At 71.1% G+C, this 15,394-nt stretch carries 16 protein-coding genes and 1 pseudogene; 9 read left to right on the top strand and 8 right to left on the bottom strand.

The window, feature by feature from the left end:
• Nucleotides 1-95: 95 nt before the first annotated feature.
• Nucleotides 96-1,751: a phospho-sugar mutase gene (locus SSQG_RS24750; protein ID WP_003992581.1), complete on the top strand. Its 1,656-nt coding sequence runs from the start codon at nucleotides 96-98 to the stop codon at nucleotides 1,749-1,751.
• 48 nt (nucleotides 1,752-1,799) lie between these two features.
• Here SSQG_RS24750 and SSQG_RS24745 read toward each other — a convergent pair whose 3' ends face one another.
• A complete protein-coding gene (locus SSQG_RS24745) occupies nucleotides 1,800-2,159 on the bottom strand; it encodes a DUF6204 family protein (RefSeq protein WP_003992580.1) in 360 nt (119 codons plus the stop codon).
• Between the two features lie 57 nt (nucleotides 2,160-2,216).
• Nucleotides 2,217-2,912 (bottom strand): PH domain-containing protein, encoded by a 696-nt coding sequence (locus SSQG_RS24740; RefSeq protein WP_003992579.1) that lies wholly within the window; start codon nucleotides 2,910-2,912, stop codon nucleotides 2,217-2,219.
• A gap of 125 nt (nucleotides 2,913-3,037) precedes the next feature.
• Here SSQG_RS24740 and deoC point away from each other — a divergent pair, with 125 nt between their 5' ends.
• Genes deoC through SSQG_RS24725 form a run of 3 tightly spaced genes read left to right on the top strand, consistent with a single transcriptional unit; the run spans nucleotide 3,038 to nucleotide 6,338 of the window.
• Entirely contained in the window at nucleotides 3,038-4,000 is a 963-nt protein-coding gene (gene deoC / locus SSQG_RS24735; RefSeq protein WP_003992578.1) for a deoxyribose-phosphate aldolase, read from the top strand.
• Nucleotides 4,001-4,021: 21 nt separating this feature from the next.
• On the top strand, nucleotides 4,022-5,458 hold the full coding sequence (locus SSQG_RS24730) for an aldehyde dehydrogenase family protein (RefSeq protein WP_039933549.1): 1,437 nt from the start codon (nucleotides 4,022-4,024) through the stop codon (nucleotides 5,456-5,458).
• Nucleotides 5,451-6,338 carry an aldehyde dehydrogenase family protein gene (locus SSQG_RS24725; protein ID WP_039933547.1) on the top strand — a complete coding sequence of 296 codons (888 nt, stop codon included), beginning with the start codon at nucleotides 5,451-5,453 and terminating at the stop codon, nucleotides 6,336-6,338. The genes SSQG_RS24730 and SSQG_RS24725 overlap by 8 nt, the downstream gene beginning before the upstream one ends.
• A gap of 84 nt (nucleotides 6,339-6,422) precedes the next feature.
• On the opposite strand, the gene SSQG_RS24720 is transcribed toward SSQG_RS24725, so the two are convergent.
• The gene (locus tag SSQG_RS24720; protein ID WP_003992574.1) at nucleotides 6,423-7,166 is read right to left on the bottom strand and encodes a TetR/AcrR family transcriptional regulator; all 744 of its coding nucleotides are present in this window, start codon (nucleotides 7,164-7,166) and stop codon (nucleotides 6,423-6,425) included.
• A gap of 115 nt (nucleotides 7,167-7,281) precedes the next feature.
• Here SSQG_RS24720 and SSQG_RS24715 point away from each other — a divergent pair, with 115 nt between their 5' ends.
• Both SSQG_RS24715 and SSQG_RS24710 read left to right on the top strand, forming a co-directional pair.
• A complete protein-coding gene (locus SSQG_RS24715; protein WP_003992573.1) occupies nucleotides 7,282-7,878 on the top strand; it encodes an NADPH-dependent FMN reductase in 597 nt (198 codons plus the stop codon).
• Nucleotides 7,879-7,904: 26 nt separating this feature from the next.
• Nucleotides 7,905-9,413 (top strand): MDR family MFS transporter, encoded by a 1,509-nt coding sequence (locus tag SSQG_RS24710; protein WP_106434303.1) that lies wholly within the window; start codon nucleotides 7,905-7,907, stop codon nucleotides 9,411-9,413.
• 1 nt (nucleotide 9,414) lies between these two features.
• Here SSQG_RS24710 and SSQG_RS24705 read toward each other — a convergent pair whose 3' ends face one another.
• Entirely contained in the window at nucleotides 9,415-9,810 is a 396-nt protein-coding gene (locus tag SSQG_RS24705; protein WP_003992571.1) for a hypothetical protein, read from the bottom strand.
• Nucleotides 9,811-9,935: 125 nt separating this feature from the next.
• Between SSQG_RS24705 and SSQG_RS24700 the strand changes: the two genes are divergently transcribed.
• Nucleotides 9,936-10,571 carry a uridine kinase family protein gene (locus SSQG_RS24700; protein ID WP_003992570.1) on the top strand — a complete coding sequence of 212 codons (636 nt, stop codon included), beginning with the start codon at nucleotides 9,936-9,938 and terminating at the stop codon, nucleotides 10,569-10,571.
• A gap of 150 nt (nucleotides 10,572-10,721) precedes the next feature.
• Here the strand turns inward: SSQG_RS24700 and SSQG_RS24695 are convergent, their stop codons facing one another.
• The 3 genes and pseudogenes from SSQG_RS24695 to SSQG_RS39585 all read right to left on the bottom strand — a co-directional run.
• Nucleotides 10,722-11,669 carry a phosphotransferase family protein gene (locus tag SSQG_RS24695; protein ID WP_039933545.1) on the bottom strand — a complete coding sequence of 316 codons (948 nt, stop codon included), beginning with the start codon at nucleotides 11,667-11,669 and terminating at the stop codon, nucleotides 10,722-10,724.
• A gap of 147 nt (nucleotides 11,670-11,816) precedes the next feature.
• Nucleotides 11,817-12,179 carry a DUF5335 family protein gene (locus tag SSQG_RS24690; protein ID WP_106434208.1) on the bottom strand — a complete coding sequence of 121 codons (363 nt, stop codon included), beginning with the start codon at nucleotides 12,177-12,179 and terminating at the stop codon, nucleotides 11,817-11,819.
• Nucleotides 12,180-12,351: 172 nt separating this feature from the next.
• Nucleotides 12,352-12,696, bottom strand: a pseudogene (locus SSQG_RS39585) (amino acid permease); the annotation flags it as partial.
• A gap of 382 nt (nucleotides 12,697-13,078) precedes the next feature.
• Here SSQG_RS39585 and SSQG_RS24680 point away from each other — a divergent pair.
• Both SSQG_RS24680 and SSQG_RS24675 read left to right on the top strand, forming a co-directional pair.
• Nucleotides 13,079-13,738, top strand: a complete 660-nt coding sequence (locus tag SSQG_RS24680; protein ID WP_039933544.1) for a hypothetical protein — start codon at nucleotides 13,079-13,081, stop codon at nucleotides 13,736-13,738.
• A 29-nt stretch (nucleotides 13,739-13,767) separates the two neighbouring features.
• Nucleotides 13,768-14,130 carry a hypothetical protein gene (locus SSQG_RS24675; protein ID WP_003992564.1) on the top strand — a complete coding sequence of 121 codons (363 nt, stop codon included), beginning with the start codon at nucleotides 13,768-13,770 and terminating at the stop codon, nucleotides 14,128-14,130.
• A gap of 280 nt (nucleotides 14,131-14,410) precedes the next feature.
• On the opposite strand, the gene SSQG_RS24670 is transcribed toward SSQG_RS24675, so the two are convergent.
• Nucleotides 14,411-15,175, bottom strand: coding sequence for a SigE family RNA polymerase sigma factor (locus SSQG_RS24670; protein WP_003992563.1), 765 nt, complete (start codon nucleotides 15,173-15,175; stop codon nucleotides 14,411-14,413).
• Nucleotides 15,176-15,394 lie beyond the last annotated feature (219 nt).

Below are 15,394 nucleotides of genomic sequence, written 5' to 3'. Positions count from 1 at the left end.
GGACACCCCCCGGCGCGGCCCCGACCCACCCCCCGACCCCAGGCGCAAGCACGGACCCCCACCCCACCCGACACCGGAGAGGCTGACCCCACACCGTGCACGACGAACTCATCGCACAGGCCCAGGCGTGGCTCACCGAGGACCCCGACCCGGAGACCCGCAGCGAGCTCGCCCGCCTCATCGACGCCCAGGACCACACCGAACTCGCCGCCCGCTTCTCCGGCACCCTCCAGTTCGGCACGGCCGGCCTCCGCGGCGAACTCGGCGCCGGCCCGATGCGCATGAACCGCTCGGTCGTCATCCGCGCCGCCGCCGGCCTCGCCGCGTACCTCAAGAAGCAGGGCCACCAGAACGGCCTGGTCGTCATCGGCTACGACGCCCGCCACAAGTCCCACGACTTCGCCGTCGACACCGCAGCCGTCATGACCGGCGCCGGCCTCCGCGCAGCGGTCCTCCCCCGCCCCCTCCCCACCCCGGTCCTCGCCTTCGCGATCAGGCACCTCGGCGCGGTCGCCGGCGTGGAGGTCACCGCCAGCCACAACCCGCCCCGCGACAACGGCTACAAGGTCTACCTCGGCGACGGCTCCCAGATCGTCCCGCCGGCCGACGCCGACATCGCGGCGGAGATCGCCGCGGTCACCTCCCTCACCACCGTCCCCCGCCCCACCGAGGGCTGGGACACCCTCGACGACAGCGTCCTCGACGCCTACCTCGCCCGCACGGACGCCGTACTGTCCAAGGATTCCCCCCGCACCGCCCGCACGGTGTACACGGCGATGCACGGCGTCGGCAAGGACGTGCTCCTCGCCGCCTTCGCCCGGGCCGGCTTCCCGGAACCGGTCCTCGTCACGGAGCAGGCCGACCCCGACCCGGACTTCCCGACCGTCGCGTTCCCCAACCCGGAGGAGCCCGGCGCGATGGACCTGGCCTTCGCGACGGCCCGCCGCGGCGAGACCGCCCCGGACCTGATCATCGCCAACGACCCGGACGCGGACCGCTGCGCCGTCGCCGTACGGGACGGCGAGGGCGACGGCGACGGCGACGGCTGGCGCATGCTCCGTGGCGACGAGGTCGGCGCGCTCCTCGCCGCCCACCTGGTCCGCCGCGGAGCGACCGGCACCTTCGCCGAGTCGATCGTCTCGTCCTCCCTCCTCGGCCGTATCGCCGAGAGGGCGGGCCTCCCGCACGTCGAGACCCTCACCGGCTTCAAGTGGATCGCCCGCGCCGAGGGCCTGCGCTACGGCTACGAGGAGGCGCTCGGCTACTGCGTCGACCCCGACGGCGTACGCGACAAGGACGGCATCACGGCCGCGCTCCTGATCACGGAACTGGCCTCCGTCCTCAAGGAGGAGGGTCGCACGCTGCCGGACCTCCTCGACGACCTGGCAGTGGACCACGGTCTGCACGCGACGGACCAGCTCTCGGTCCGCGTCGAGGACCTGTCCCTCATCGCCACCGCGATGCGCCGCCTGCGCGAACAGCCCCCGACGGAACTCGCCGGCCTGCCGATCACCCGCACCGAGGACCTGACCCGGGGCACGGACAGCCTCCCGCCCACCGACGGCCTGCGCTACACGCTCGACGGCGCCCGGGTGATCGTCCGCCCGAGCGGCACGGAGCCGAAGCTGAAGTGCTACCTGGAGGTCGTGATCCCGGTCGCGACCCCCGCCGGCCTCCCGGCGGCCCGGGCGAAGGCGACGGAGGTCCTGGAGTCGATCAAACGGGACCTGTCGACGGCGGCCGGTATCTGAGCCCCACCGGGGTGCCCGATACGGGCACCCCACCCAACTCCCGCAGCCTCACACGCCCTTCCGGGCGGCCTCCCGCCGCTGCCGCTTCCCCAACGGCGCCTGCGAGAGGTCCTCGGCCTGCGACCGCAGGTTCTTGTAGCCGTACCCGCGCTCACCGAGCCACGCCCGCGCGGCCTCCTCGGCCCGTTCGGTGGCCTCCAGGATGTCCTCCTCGGCCTCCCCGGAGTCCAGGAAGCGGAAGGTGAAGGCGGGCCGGGCGGCGAGGTCGTACGTGAGGTTCCCCTCGGGTGTGAAGGCCGCGCGGAGGATGTCGTGCTCGGCGGCGCGGCCCAGCAGCTCGGCCCGCTGACCGTCGCTCAGTCCGTCGAAAACCCCGCGCACGATGACACGGAAGGTACGAGTACTCATCCCGCGACAGTAGGCAGCGGCCCTCTCACCACTCCACCGCTTTTCGCCTGCTTGCCCTCACCCCGCAAGCAGCAGAACCACAACGAGCACCGCCCCGGCCACCGCAGGCGCCACGACCTCGTACGCCCACCGCACGGTCACCTCGCCCTGCGCCGTCTCCGCCTCGCGCCGCGCTTCGTGCAGCCCGCGCAGCTCGTCCATGATCCGGTCGGTCTCCGCCCGTGCGGGCCCGTCGGAGACCTGGCCGTGGCCGCTCGCGGCCCCCAGCCCCGCCCTCATTCCGAGCGCGCTGCCCCGCCCCTCGTCCCGCCCCATGGCCCGCCGCGCCTGCGCCGATGCCCGCATCTCACGCCGCGCGGCCTTCTTGCGGGCGCGCAGCGAGACGGGGACGGCCCACAGCTGGTACTTGGTGCCGGACTCGGTGACGGCCTCGTTCGAGTAGGCGGACTTCAGCGAGGCGATCTGCCCCCAGGGCAGCGCGACGGCGCGGAAGGGGTTGCGAATGCGCAGCCGGTCATCACCGGCGTAGACGGCGGGCCGAAGGGTGAAGGCGACGACCAGCGGCACGATGAGCAGCATCAGGGCGAGCGCCAGCCAGGGTGTGCGTCCCTCGCCCGAGATCACCGCGTCGATGCCGAGCCACGCGGTGAGGGCGAGCAGCAGCACACCGCCGGCCATGGCCGGGGCCGACCGGTACACCCGGTCCTTGGACTCGGGCTGCGGTGCTGGTGACTGGGGCGCGGGGCTCGTCATGCCTCGATTCTGCCGGACCCGCCCCGGCCCGGACCCCGGCCCCCTGCTTCCACTCCTCGCTTCCACCCGGGCAAACCCAGGGGCTGTACAGCTGCTACGCGCGTAGATATGCTCGTCTGGTGACCATGCCCAGTACTGCACTCACCGCAGCTCACCCCCTCAAGGACGTCACCACGTCCGACAGCGCGCTGCGCCGCTTCCTCCACGGGCTCCCCGGCGTCGACGCGGTCGGACTGGAGGGGCGTGCGGCCTCCCTCGGTACCCGTTCGATCAAGACGACCGCGAAGGCGTACGCCATCGACCTCGCCATCTCGATGGTCGACCTGACGACGCTGGAAGGCGCGGACACCCCGGGCAAGGTCCGGGCGCTCGGCGCGAAGGCGGTCCACCCCGACCCGACCGACCGTACGACGCCCGCCACGGCGGCGGTCTGCGTCTACCCCGACATGGTGACGGCGGCCAAGGAGGCCGTCGCCGGCTCCACCGTGAAGGTCGCCTCCGTCGCCACGGCGTTCCCGGCCGGCCGTGCCGCGCTCGACGTCAAGCTGGCCGACGTCCGTGACGCCGTCGCCGCGGGTGCCGACGAGATCGACATGGTCATCGACCGCGGGGCGTTCCTCGCGGGCCGGTACCTGAAGGTGTACGACGAGATCACGGCCGTGAAGGAGGCCTGTGGGACGTCCGCGCGCCTGAAGGTCATCTTCGAGACGGGCGAGCTGTCGACGTACGACAACATCCGCCGCGCGAGCTGGCTCGGCATGCTGGCGGGTGCGGACTTCATCAAGACGTCCACCGGAAAGGTCGCCGTCAACGCGACCCCGGCGAACACGCTCCTCATGCTGGAGGCGGTGCGTGACTTCCGCGCCCAGACCGGCATTCAGGTCGGCGTGAAGCCGGCCGGTGGCATCCGCACCTCCAAGGACGCCATCAAGTTCCTCGTCCTGGTCAACGAGACCGTCGGCGAGGACTGGCTGGACAACCACTGGTTCCGCTTCGGCGCCTCCTCGCTGTTGAACGATCTGTTGATGCAGCGCCAGAAGCTGGCCACCGGCCGCTACTCCGGTCCCGACTACGTGACGGTGGACTGAGCCCTCATGACTGTGGAAAAGATGCCCTCGGTATTCGCATACGCCCCGGCCCCCGAGTCCCGCTCGGTCGTCGACATCGCGCCCTCGTACGGCCTGTTCATCGACGGTGAGTTCGCGGACGCGGCGGACGGCAAGGTCTTCAAGACCGTCTCCCCGTCGAGCGAGGAGGTCCTCTCCGAGATCGCCCAGGCCGGTGCGGAGGACGTCGACCGTGCGGTGAAGGCCGCGCGCGGGGCCTTCGAGAAGTGGTCGGCACTGCCCGGCTCGGAGCGCGCCAAGTACCTGTTCCGCATCGCGCGGATCATCCAGGAGCGCTCCCGCGAGCTGGCCGTCCTCGAAACCCTCGACAACGGCAAGCCGATCAAGGAGACGAGGGACGCCGACCTCCCCCTGGTCGCGGCGCACTTCTTCTACTACGCGGGCTGGGCGGACAAGCTCGACCACGCCGGGTTCGGGGCGGACCCGAGGCCGCTGGGCGTCGCGGGCCAGGTCATTCCCTGGAACTTCCCCCTCCTCATGCTGGCGTGGAAGATCGCCCCGGCGCTCGCCACCGGCAACACGGTCGTCCTCAAGCCGGCCGAGACCACCCCGCTCTCGGCGCTCTTCTTCGCGGACATCTGCCGCCAGGCGGGCCTGCCGAAGGGTGTCGTCAACATCATCCCCGGCTACGGCGACGCCGGCGCCGCGCTGGTCGCCCACCCGGACGTGAACAAGGTCGCCTTCACCGGCTCCACGGCCGTCGGCAAGGAGATCGCCCGTACGGTCGCCGGTACGCGCAAGAAGCTCACGCTCGAACTGGGCGGCAAGGGCGCCAACATCGTCTTCGACGACGCCCCGATCGACCAGGCCGTCGAGGGGATCGTCAACGGCATCTTCTTCAACCAGGGCCAGGTCTGCTGCGCCGGCAGCCGCCTGCTGGTGCAGGAGTCGATCCAGGAGGAGCTGCTCGAATCCCTCAAGCGCCGCCTGTCGACGCTGCGCCTCGGCGACCCGCTCGACAAGAACACGGACATCGGCGCGATCAACTCCGCGGAGCAGCTCACGCGCATCACCTCCCTCGTCGAGCAGGGCGAGGCGGAGGGCGCGGAGCGCTGGTCGCCGGCCTGCGAACTGCCCGAGAGCGGCTACTGGTTCGCCCCGACGCTGTTCACGAACGTCACCCAGGCGCACCGGATCGCCCGCGACGAGATCTTCGGCCCGGTGCTGTCGGTCCTGACCTTCCGCACCCCCGACGAGGCGGTCGCGAAGGCGAACAACACGCCGTACGGCCTCTCCGCCGGCATCTGGACGGAGAAGGGCTCGCGCATCCTGGCGGTCGCGAACAAGCTCCGTGCGGGTGTCGTCTGGTCCAACACGTTCAACAAGTTCGACCCGACCTCGCCGTTCGGCGGTTACAAGGAGTCGGGCTTCGGCCGCGAGGGCGGCCGCCACGGCCTGGAGGCGTACCTCGATGTCTGATGAGCGACTTTCCGTCTTCAAGACCTACAAGCTGTACGTCGGCGGGAAGTTCCCGCGTTCCGAGAGCGGCCGGGTGTACGAGGTGACCGACTCGAAGGGCAAGTGGCTGGCGAACGCGCCCCTGTCGTCCCGCAAGGACGCCCGGGACGCGGTGGTCGCGGCCCGCAAGGCGTTCGGTGCCTGGTCCGGGGCGACAGCGTACAACCGCGGCCAGGTGCTGTACCGCGTCGCGGAGATGCTGGAGGGCCGTCGCGACCAGTTCACGCGTGAGGTGGCCGACGCCGAGGGCCTGTCGAAGTCCAAGGCGGCGGCGGTCGTGGACGCGACGATCGACCGCTGGGTCTGGTACGCGGGCTGGACCGACAAGATCGCGCAGGTGGTCGGCGGCGGCAACCCGGTGGCGGGCCCGTTCTTCAACCTGTCCTCCCCCGAGCCGACCGGTGTGGTCGCCGTCCTGGCCCCGCAGGAGTCGTCGTTCCTGGGCCTGGTGTCGGTGCTCGCCCCGGTGATCGCGACCGGCAACACGGCGGTCGTGGTGGCGAGTGAGAGGTCCCCTCTGCCCGCGCTGTCCCTGGCCGAGGTGCTGGCCACCTCGGACGTCCCGGGCGGCGTGGTCAACGTCCTCTCGGGCCGTACGGCGGAGATCGCGACCCCCCTCGCGTCCCACCAGGACGTCAACGCGATCGACCTCGCGGGCGCCGACGAGGAACTGGCGAAGGAGCTGGAGATCGCGGCGGCCGACAACCTCAAGCGCGTCCTGCGTCCACAGCCTGTGGATTACGCGGAGACTCCGGGCATCGACCGGATGACGGCGTTCCTGGAGACCAAAACGGTCTGGCACCCCACGGGGTCACTGGGCGCGTCCGGTTCCTCGTACTAGCCCCGGCCGCCTCCTCGATGCGCAGGCCCCGGCCCTCCTCCGTCCAGGAGGGCCGGGGCTTCTCCCGTGCGCGGGCGCTCCCCGTCAGATGCCGAGGCGCTGGGCGATGCCGTCGAGCACACAGTCGAGACCGAACACGAACTCCCAGGCCCGGTCGTCCTTGCGGGCCGCGTTGAGGGCGTACTGCTCGAAGGTGGGATAGCGGCCCGTGCTCACCAGGTAGCGCATCTGTGGGGCGAGCGCCTGCCGCGTCTCGTCGCCGCTGGTCCAGCCGTTGCGTTCCTGGTAGTCGCGCAGGGCGATCTCGGTCTGGGCCGAGCCGTGCACGAAGGAGGTGACGGCCCGGAAGGCGGCCATCACCGAGTCGGCGTCCAGGCCGCAGACGGTGAGCGCGGCCAACTGCCGTTCCGCCACGGCCATCCGCGACGGCGTCAGCATGATCACCGGGGTGGGCATGGCCGCCATCCACGGGTGGGCGAGCATCAGCTCCCGGGTCTGCAGGGCGTAGGAGCGCAGCACCTCCCGCCAGTCCGTCGTGCCGTCCGGTACGGCCAGGTCCCGGGAGACCCGGTCGATCATGAGCGCCCAGAGGTCGTCCTTGCCGTCCACGTGCCGGTAGGCGGCCATCGGAGCGACGCCGAGCTTCTTCGCGAGACGGCGCATGGTGACGGCGGCGCCGCCCTCCTCGTCGGCGATCTCGACCGCGGCGGCGGCGATCCGCTCCAGGGTCAGCGAGGTGCGAGGGGCCGGGGCGGGCCGCTCCATGCGCTCCCAGAGGGAGGGCGCCTCGGCCCCGCTCTCCTCGCCCTCCTTCTTCGCGACCGCCATGGCCCGCTCCTTCCGGTCTAACGTCGTATACAGCGTATCTCCAGTAGACGACGTACACCTCAATGTGTACGTTGTACGCACGGAAGATACGCCGTACACATCCAGGGGGAGACCCATGCTCGCGACCACCGAACCACTCCGCGTCGCCGTCCTCGTCGGCTCGACCCGGGAGGGACGTTTCGCGCCCGTCGTGACGAAGTGGCTGGCCGGCCACCTCGACCAGCGCGACGACCTGCGTGCCGATGTCGTCGACCTCGCCGAGACACCGCTGCCGACGGTGTTCCCGGCCTTCGGTCAGCAGCCACCGCCCGGCACCGAGGAGCGACTCGCCCTCGTGTCACCGCGACTCGCCGCGGCCGACGCCTTCGTCCTGGTCACGCCCGAGTACAACCACAGCTTCCCGGCGTCCCTGAAGAACGCGATCGACTGGCACAACGAGGAGTGGCACGGCAAGCCGGTCGGCTTCGTCTCGTACGGCGGCCTGTCCGGCGGTCTGCGGGCCGTGGAGCAACTGCGGGTCGTCATGGCCGAGCTGAACGCCATGACCATCCGCAACACCGTCAGCCTCCACGACGCGTGGAGCCGCTTCGACCAGGACGGCGTCTGCACGGACCCCGCCGCCGAGACGGCCGCGAAGGCCCTGCTCGACCAGCTCGCCTGGTGGGGGCACGCCCTGCGGGACGCCAAGTCCGTCCGCGGATACGTCGCATGACGGCCGGGCCACGCGCCGGTGAGACCATGAACTCTCCCGCGGGCACGCCGAATCCGTTTCTGCCGGACGCCCCGCCCTCCCGGCTCGTCGTCCTCGGCCTGCTGCTCGGCATCGTGCTCGCCACGCTCGACGGAACCGTCGTCGGCACCGCACTGCCCACCATCGTCGGCGACCTGGGCGGCCTCGACCACCTGTCCTGGGTGATCACGGCCTACCTGCTCACCACCGCCGTCACCACGCCGATCTGGGGCAAGCTCGGCGACCTGTACGGCCACAAGCGCACCTACCTCACCTCCATCACCGTCTTCCTGGCCGGCTCCGTGCTGTGCGGACTCGCCCAGGACATGGGGCAGTTGATCGCCTTCCGGGCCTTCCAGGGGATCGGTGCGGGCGGACTGTTCGTGGGCGCGCTCGCCCTGATCGGCACACTGCTCACGCCCGCGGGGGCCGGACGCGCCCAGTCCCTGATCGGGGTGCTGCTGCCGGCCGCGATGATCGGCGGACCGCTGGTCGGCGGATTCCTCACCGACCAGCTCGACTGGCGCTGGGTGTTCTACGTCAACGTCCCGGTCGGCGCCCTGGCGCTCGCCCTCATCGGCTTCGGGGTGCGGTCGCACATCACCCGCGTCCAGGCCCGGATCGACCTGGCCGGCGCCGGGCTGCTGACCTGCGCGATCCTCGCCCTGACACTGCTGGGGAGCTGGGCGGGGACGACGTACGCCTGGTCGTCACCACAGATCATCGCCCTCGCCCTGGTCTGGGCCGTCGCGCTGGCCGCCTTCGTCCGGGTCGAGCGGCGCGCACCGGAGCCGGTGATTCCGCCCCGGCTGTTCCGCGACCGCAACTTCTCGGTGGCGCAGGTCATCAGCTTCGTCACGGGTGCGGCCATGCTGGCGGCGGCGAGCTATCTACCGCAGTACCTGCAGTTCGTACGGGGCATGTCGTCCACCGAGAGCGGCCTGCTGCTGCTCCCGCTGATGCTGGGCATGATGGGCGCCCAGTTGGTCATCGGCCGACGGGTCGGAGAAGGCGGGCGCTACCGCGGCTACCCGATCGCGGGCGGCGCGCTGGCCGCGGCGGGGGCGCTGGCCCTGCTGGCGCTGAGCACGGCCACGCCAGCGCCGGTGGCCTCCGGCCTGACGCTGATGCTCGGCGTGGGCATCGGCTGTCTGATGCAGCCGACGATGCTCATCACTATGAACAGTGCGGAACCACGCGACATGGGGGCGGCGAGCGGCACCCAGACGCTGCTGCGCACCATCGGCGGCTCGCTCGGGGTCGCCGTCCTCGGTTCCGTCTACACCGGCCGGCTCACGGCCGGGGTCACGGACCGGCTGGGCGCCGACGGCGCGCGGCTGACCGGCCGGGAACTCACACCCGAACTGCTGCGGGACCTGCCGGATCCGGTCCAGCAGGCCTTCAGGGCGGGCGTGGTGAACGGCCTGCACGGTGTCGCGCTCGGTACGGCCGCGCTGTGCGCCGTGGCGTTCGCGGTGTCCTGGCTGGTCCGGGAGGTCCCGCTGCGGGGCCGGTGAACTACCCCGAGACCAGCCTGGTGACCTGGCCCAGCACCAGGGTGTCCCCGACCGACGGCGCCTGGGCCACCGGGCCCGTCACCTCCTTGGACTCCACCGGCTTGAAGTCGGCGACCTCGGTGCCGACGTTGTTGTCCAGCGGGTCGACTCCCGTGTCGGCGAGGGGGTTGGGCTTGAGGCCGGTGGCGGGGGCGGTGACGTGGCCGACGGTGTCGGTCGTGGTCCGCAGGCCGGACTCGGGATCGGTCTTGCCGAGCGAGGTGCCGACCGTCTTCAGGACCGGGTCGGTCCCCGCCGCGGCCGACGCCGCACCGGCCCCCAGCGCCACGCCCGCGGTCGCGAGGACGGCCAGGACCCGCCGGGCGGTCGGCTTCTTGGGAGAGACGTGTCGGGCCATGGCTGCCACCTTCTGATGCACTGGGTAATCGAGTCGGAGCACAGGGTAGTTGACATGTGACGCGCGCATCAAAGGCGACCCGCGGGGTCGTACGGCACCCGCCGGATGCCTCACACTGGTGACCCGTGAGTTCCCCACTGCCCCTATCGACGCGAGTCGTGCTGCTCTGCGGCCCCTCCGGCTCCGGCAAGTCCCTCCTCGCGGCCCGCTCCGGCCTCCCGGTGCTGCGGCTCGACGACTTCTACAAGGAGGGCGACGACCCGACGCTGCCTGTGGTGGCGGGGAGTTCGGACATCGACTGGGACCATCCGCACTCGTGGGACGCGGACACCGCCGTCGCCGCGATCACCCGGCTGTGCCGCACGGGCCGTACGGACGTCCCCGTCTACGACCTCGCGCTGAGCGCCCGCACCGGCGAGGAGACGGTCGACATCGGCCGGACCCCGCTGTTCATCGCGGAGGGCATCTTCGCCGCGGAGATCATCACGCGCTGCCAGGAGCTCGGCGTCCTCGCCGACGCGCTGTGCCTGAGCCGCGGTCCGGTGAAGACGTTCCGCCGCCGCTTCCTGCGGGATCTCCGGGAGGGCCGCAAGTCGGTGCCGTTCCTGCTGCGCCGCGGCTGGCGCCTGATGCGTCAGGAGCGCTCGATCGTCGCCCACCAGACGGCGATGGGCGCGTACGCCTGCGACCGGGACGAGGCGATGGGCCGGCTGGCGGCCGCGGCGGCGGGCCGGTGCGCGAGTCTGCGCACAGCGGCCTAGCCAGTCGGCGGAACCGTCGAACCGGGTGGACCTTCGCGGAGGCCGCAGTCCGTGAACTCCACGGGCCATGTGCCCCTGGATCCGCTCGGGATCGCAGGGCACCGCACACCGTCACCGGAACTTCCCGGCCGCCCGGCTGCCCGCGGTGCGTCACCGGTGCAGGGACTCGGCGACGGCCGGGTCCTCGAGCACGGTGACGCACCAGGCGAAGTGCTCGTCACCGCCGCCCGGCGCGAAGGCGTCGCTCGTGGCCATCGCATAGGCGGCCCGGTACAGCAGGAGGTCGTCGACCGCGTAGCCGAACTCGTCGGCGAACCGCGTGGTGAGCTGCCGGGTGATCTCCGGGGCGTGCTCGGTGCCCGCCGGGAAGATGGCCGCGGCCACGGCGGCGTCGAACCGGGGGTCCCCGCCCGTGGACAGGAAGCCGTAGTCCACGAGGGCGAGGGGCCGCAGGTCGTCGTCCACCAGCACGGTCTCCGGGAAGACGTCACCGTGGACGACCGCCTCGTCGGTACGGGGCAGCGAGCGCAGCTTCCGAAGCAGCCGGGCGCGCGTGTCGTCGAAGTCGCGGACCTGCGTGGAGAGCCGGTCCGCGCGCCGGCTGACCCGCCGGTCCACCAGGTCCGCCAGGGCGGATCCGAAAGTGGTGTGGCCTTCCCACAGCGGGCGTTCCTCGTCCAGCACAGGAAGGTGCTTGACCTCGTCGACGTCATGGGCGTCCGCGAGCGCGCGCAGCACGCCGACCAGGCAGTCGACCGCTTCGGGCAGCACCTCGTCCGGGTCGTCGGTGCGGATCCTGCCCGCCAAGGGCCCGCCGGTCAGCTCCCGCTCCACGGTCATCGGGACACCGTCCATGTCCTCGACGGCGAGGATCTCCGGGGCGCCGAACGGCAGGTGCGCCGCGGCATCGGCGTAGAAACGCTGCATCCGCCGCAGTTCGGGTCCCCGTCGGCGCTCCCACACCTTGGCCACCGTTCCGTCCCCGAGTCGGTAGGCGGCTCCCTCCACCGCCGCCTCGACGGGCCCGGCGTCGGGATATCCGGCGTCGACGAAATGTCGTACGCGCCGGGCCGTGGTGTCCCGTATCGCATCGGACATCTCGTGCCTCCTTCCGCCCCGGCGTGAACGACCGGCCGGTCGGCGGGGTCGACGCCGGGACCATCTCCCACGGTAGGCCCCTCGCCCGCGCGACACCCGTGACGCGAGGTGCCGCGACGGCTGCCGGCGGCCGGCGCGCCTCAGGGGTCAGGACTCCGTGCCGGACTCCTGGGGGAAGAAGGTGATCAGCGTGGCGGTGCCGTCCTTGTCGACTGTCCGGACCGCCGGCTCGGGAATGTCCTGCGTGGCGACGTCGATCTCCCTGGGGTGCCACACCAGGTGCCGCAGGACGACGGGGTAGCGCGGCGACCGTCCGCCGACGGAGACGGTCACTACGTCGTCCTTCGGGTCGTACACGATGGCGGCGAAGGGCAGCCGGTTGGCTTCGTACTGGTGCCCGACCTCGGGGTCCAGTACCTCGATGGTGACGAACTCCCCCTGGTGTTCCTGGGTCATCTGGTTGAGGGCGCTCTCCCAGGTGCTGCGGTCGAGCGTTTCGGTACCGGCCATCGTCGTTCCTCCTCCGGTGGCAATCTGCTCTCCGGACGCTAGCCGCAGCCCTGAGCGACTGCCTCGGCCTGACAGGTCGAGGCAGTCCGGCCCTGTTGGACCTGCCTGGACGAGTCCGGGCCGAAGCCCCACGGGGCGGGCTCCAGTACGGGCGGAGCGGGGCGGGCACGGCCTGCCGGACCCGCGTAAGCCGCCACGCGCCCCCGAGGACCACCGTGACCAGCAGGAACAGCACGGTGAACCACCGGACGTACCAGTGCCCGCCCGCCGGGTCGTACACCGCGGCGGGCGGGCAGGTTGGCGGTCATGAGCAGGCGATACAGCAGGACGAGGGCGTTGACCGGGACTCCCAACGCCCGAGCGAGAACAGCGGCGCCCCCGTCTCGTCGGTGCCGTCGACGGTGAACTGCCCGCGCAGTCGGCGCACCAGCAGCGGCCCGGTTACCATCGCATAGGCGAGATACAGCATCACGATGCAGGTGGTGCCGATGCCCAGGAACGCCTCCGGCGAGGCGAAGCGGGCGCGCCAGGTGCACTCCGGTAATGGAGGCAAGCCCATTCACCTGTTCCACTGGTACGAGGACGGCGGAGCTCCGGACTTCCCTCGCCGTCCTACTGGTCAACGGCTCGCTGACCGTCTGGTCGTTCTTCCTTCTGATCTCGTTGGCCTTCTTCGTCGCGTCCGCCGGAGCGGAACGAACTCAGACGCCTGCGCGCCTCGCCCACCGAGGACCGCCCGGAAGCCCGGCGCCGACGCGACCGGACCACGCTGGGAGGTCTGCTGCTCGCTGCGGTCCGGCGAGCTGCGGGGGTGGTAGTGCGGTCGCATGGATCCGAGCAGGAGCAGGCCGTTCGGCCGCTCCGGACGATGAAGAACACATCGCGAGCTGGGAGGAACAATGCGGAACCGGACATTTAGCAAGATCGGCACACAGCTGTTGCGTCTGCGCCACGACTCGTCGCAGAGCTCACAGGACCGGGCGGCGCCGGCCGACTACGGACTGGACCACAGGCAGGTCGCCGAATTCGTCGCCGGCACGCTGGACGCGGAGGGCGAGGCGGCGCTCGCCCATCAGGTGGCGCGGCTGCTGCCCTTCCACTGGACCTGGCCCACCCGGGTCGCGGAGGCGATGTCGCAGATCATGGACCACTTCGGTGATCAGCGGGAGCTGATGGCCTGGCTGGATCGGCACCCCGGCCTGCCACGGCTGGTGGCCCACCTGTACGTCTTCATGGGTCTCCTCGACCGGTACAGCGCGGTGCCCGCGGTCGTGACCGCGATGCGTGAGTACCGGGAGCGGACACCGTATCCGCCGGGCCTGGAGTCCTACCTGGTGCCTGCCACCGATGACGACACGCTCGCGAGCATTGCTTTCAAGGTCGAGAAACTGCTCGGCGAGGAGCGGACCCGGGAGGCCGTCGAACTGGCCCTGGCCACTGCGACATGGCTGCAGCAGATCGCACCGCGCGCGCGGGAACTCGATCCGGAGGTAGGCGACTTGGACGAGCTGGTGGGGCAGGCGCGGCAGGACATCCGGGCTGCCGCAGCCGACATCTGAACACGACAGTCGATACGGCGGTGAACGGCATGACAGTGAAACTGAACGCGACGGCGTTCGGCCACGCGAAGAAACTGGCCGAAGAGGGCCGGATCGTCCTGGACGACCGGGACGAGTGGAGCGAGCACCGGCCTTCGGCAGCGGACGAGAACGCCTACCTCGAGGAGCACGGATTCGCCGAGTACGCCAGGTGGTACCTGGGCATCGACGACGAGATGGGAAACGAGACCAAGGGCCGGTACAAGTTCCCCTACGGCGATTTCGATCGTGTCCACCGCTGCGGTGTGCTCTCCGCCGAGGTACGCGCCGGACAGCAGAAATACGCGGATATCCAGAACGCCGCCGCGCACCTGCACGGACTGCTGGACGGCAGGCGGGCCGGGAACCGGTGACAGCGCCGAAAACAGTGCACCCTCACCCGGCCTCGGCGACGGATCGTCCAGTGACGCTGGGCAGTTTCGTTTGGATCAGTCGGTCGTCGCGGCGACACCACAGGGCAGCGGGAGGGCAGCGGGCACAAAAATGAAGCGGGACTGGACGGACCCCCCGGCCCTCCAGTCCCGCTCCCCCGTGTCCCCCCCCGCTCTCCCGCGCAGACGCCCCCCAGCGTCTGCGCGGTTCCCCCGTCGGGCCCCGTTCCCCCGTGACCCCTTGTGGTGCTCCCCCCAGCCTTCAGGCGACGAGCTCGCCGAAGGCGTCCTCCTCGTCACGGCCGAAGCTGAGGACCTCGTCCTCGCGCAGCCGGCGGAGCGACCGCCAGATGCTGGACTTCACCGTGCCGACACTGATGTCGAGGATGTCCGCGATCTCCGGGTCCGTGCGGCCCTCGTAGTAGCGCAGGACCAGCATGGTGCGCTGGAGCTCGGGCAGCCGGGCCAGCGCCTGCCACAGGACCGCGCGCAGCTCGGTGCCGCGCATCGCGTCCGTGTCGCCGGGCGTCTCCGGCAGTTCCTCGGTCGGGTACTCGTTGAGCTTGCGGCGCCGCCAGGCGCTGATGTGCAGGTTCGTCATGGTGCGGCGGAGGTATCCGCCGACCGCCGCCTTGTCACTGATCCGGTCCCACGCCCTGTACGTCGAGAACAGTGCGCTCTGCAGCAGGTCCTCGGCCTCGAAGCGGTCGCCGGTGAGGTGGTAGGCGGTGGCGTACAGGGAGGCGCGGCGCTCCTGGACGTAGGCGGTGAACGCCGCTTCGGCGTCCGCGGCCTCCGCCGGCGAGCGGCGCTCCCCCGAGACCTCCCTGTACGCGGCTCCCCCGTGAGCCCCCTTGTTGCTGTCCCCCGTGCGAGCGTCAACCACCGTCATGTAACCGGTGTGCTGACGCCCGGTGCCGCGAGCGCACCCCCGCCCGCTCACGGCACCGGACTTCTCGGAACCCCGGTTCACGTCGTGCAGACGCGTGATCACTGCGCTGGTGGTGGTGCCGTGCAGCGTGTTCATCTCGCGCCCCCCGTCGTGGACTTCCGGTGTGCGGCCCGCCGGTCGGGCGGGCTTCCTTGCCTGTGCCGAAAAGCTTGCCTCCGCACTTTCATGGCCGTGTCCGTCGACTGTCACAGACCTGTCACAGGGGTCGGGCACAGTGCGGCCACGGGCCGTACACAGGGACCGGCGCAACCACCCTGGGAGAGAAGTACGGAAACCCTCCCAGAACGACTCTCC

Source organism: Streptomyces viridochromogenes DSM 40736, assembly GCF_000158955.1.
GTDB classification, from domain to species: domain Bacteria; phylum Actinomycetota; class Actinomycetes; order Streptomycetales; family Streptomycetaceae; genus Streptomyces; species Streptomyces venetus.
This window is presented reverse-complemented; position numbering and strand designations above follow the sequence as displayed.

Excerpts from the sequence above, each read along its gene's own strand:
- SSQG_RS24670 (WP_003992563.1), bottom strand. The coding sequence starts at position 15,175 with ATGAACACGCTGCACGGCACCACCACCAGCGCAGTGATCACGCGTCTG.
- SSQG_RS24705 (WP_003992571.1), bottom strand. The coding sequence starts at position 9,810 with ATGGCCCGACACGTCTCTCCCAAGAAGCCGACCGCCCGGCGGGTCCTG.
- deoC (WP_003992578.1), top strand. The coding sequence starts at position 3,038 with ATGCCCAGTACTGCACTCACCGCAGCTCACCCCCTCAAGGACGTCACC.
- SSQG_RS24680 (WP_039933544.1), top strand. The coding sequence starts at position 13,079 with ATGCGGAACCGGACATTTAGCAAGATCGGCACACAGCTGTTGCGTCTG.
- SSQG_RS24730 (WP_039933549.1), top strand. The coding sequence starts at position 4,022 with ATGCCCTCGGTATTCGCATACGCCCCGGCCCCCGAGTCCCGCTCGGTC.
- SSQG_RS24720 (WP_003992574.1), bottom strand. The coding sequence starts at position 7,166 with ATGGCGGTCGCGAAGAAGGAGGGCGAGGAGAGCGGGGCCGAGGCGCCC.
- SSQG_RS24710 (WP_106434303.1), top strand. The coding sequence starts at position 7,905 with ATGAACTCTCCCGCGGGCACGCCGAATCCGTTTCTGCCGGACGCCCCG.
- SSQG_RS24740 (WP_003992579.1), bottom strand. The coding sequence starts at position 2,912 with ATGACGAGCCCCGCGCCCCAGTCACCAGCACCGCAGCCCGAGTCCAAG.
- SSQG_RS24690 (WP_106434208.1), bottom strand. The coding sequence starts at position 12,179 with ATGGCCGGTACCGAAACGCTCGACCGCAGCACCTGGGAGAGCGCCCTC.
- SSQG_RS24695 (WP_039933545.1), bottom strand. The coding sequence starts at position 11,669 with ATGTCCGATGCGATACGGGACACCACGGCCCGGCGCGTACGACATTTC.
- SSQG_RS24675 (WP_003992564.1), top strand. The coding sequence starts at position 13,768 with ATGACAGTGAAACTGAACGCGACGGCGTTCGGCCACGCGAAGAAACTG.
- SSQG_RS24725 (WP_039933547.1), top strand. The coding sequence starts at position 5,451 with ATGTCTGATGAGCGACTTTCCGTCTTCAAGACCTACAAGCTGTACGTC.
- SSQG_RS24715 (WP_003992573.1), top strand. The coding sequence starts at position 7,282 with ATGCTCGCGACCACCGAACCACTCCGCGTCGCCGTCCTCGTCGGCTCG.
- SSQG_RS24745 (WP_003992580.1), bottom strand. The coding sequence starts at position 2,159 with ATGAGTACTCGTACCTTCCGTGTCATCGTGCGCGGGGTTTTCGACGGA.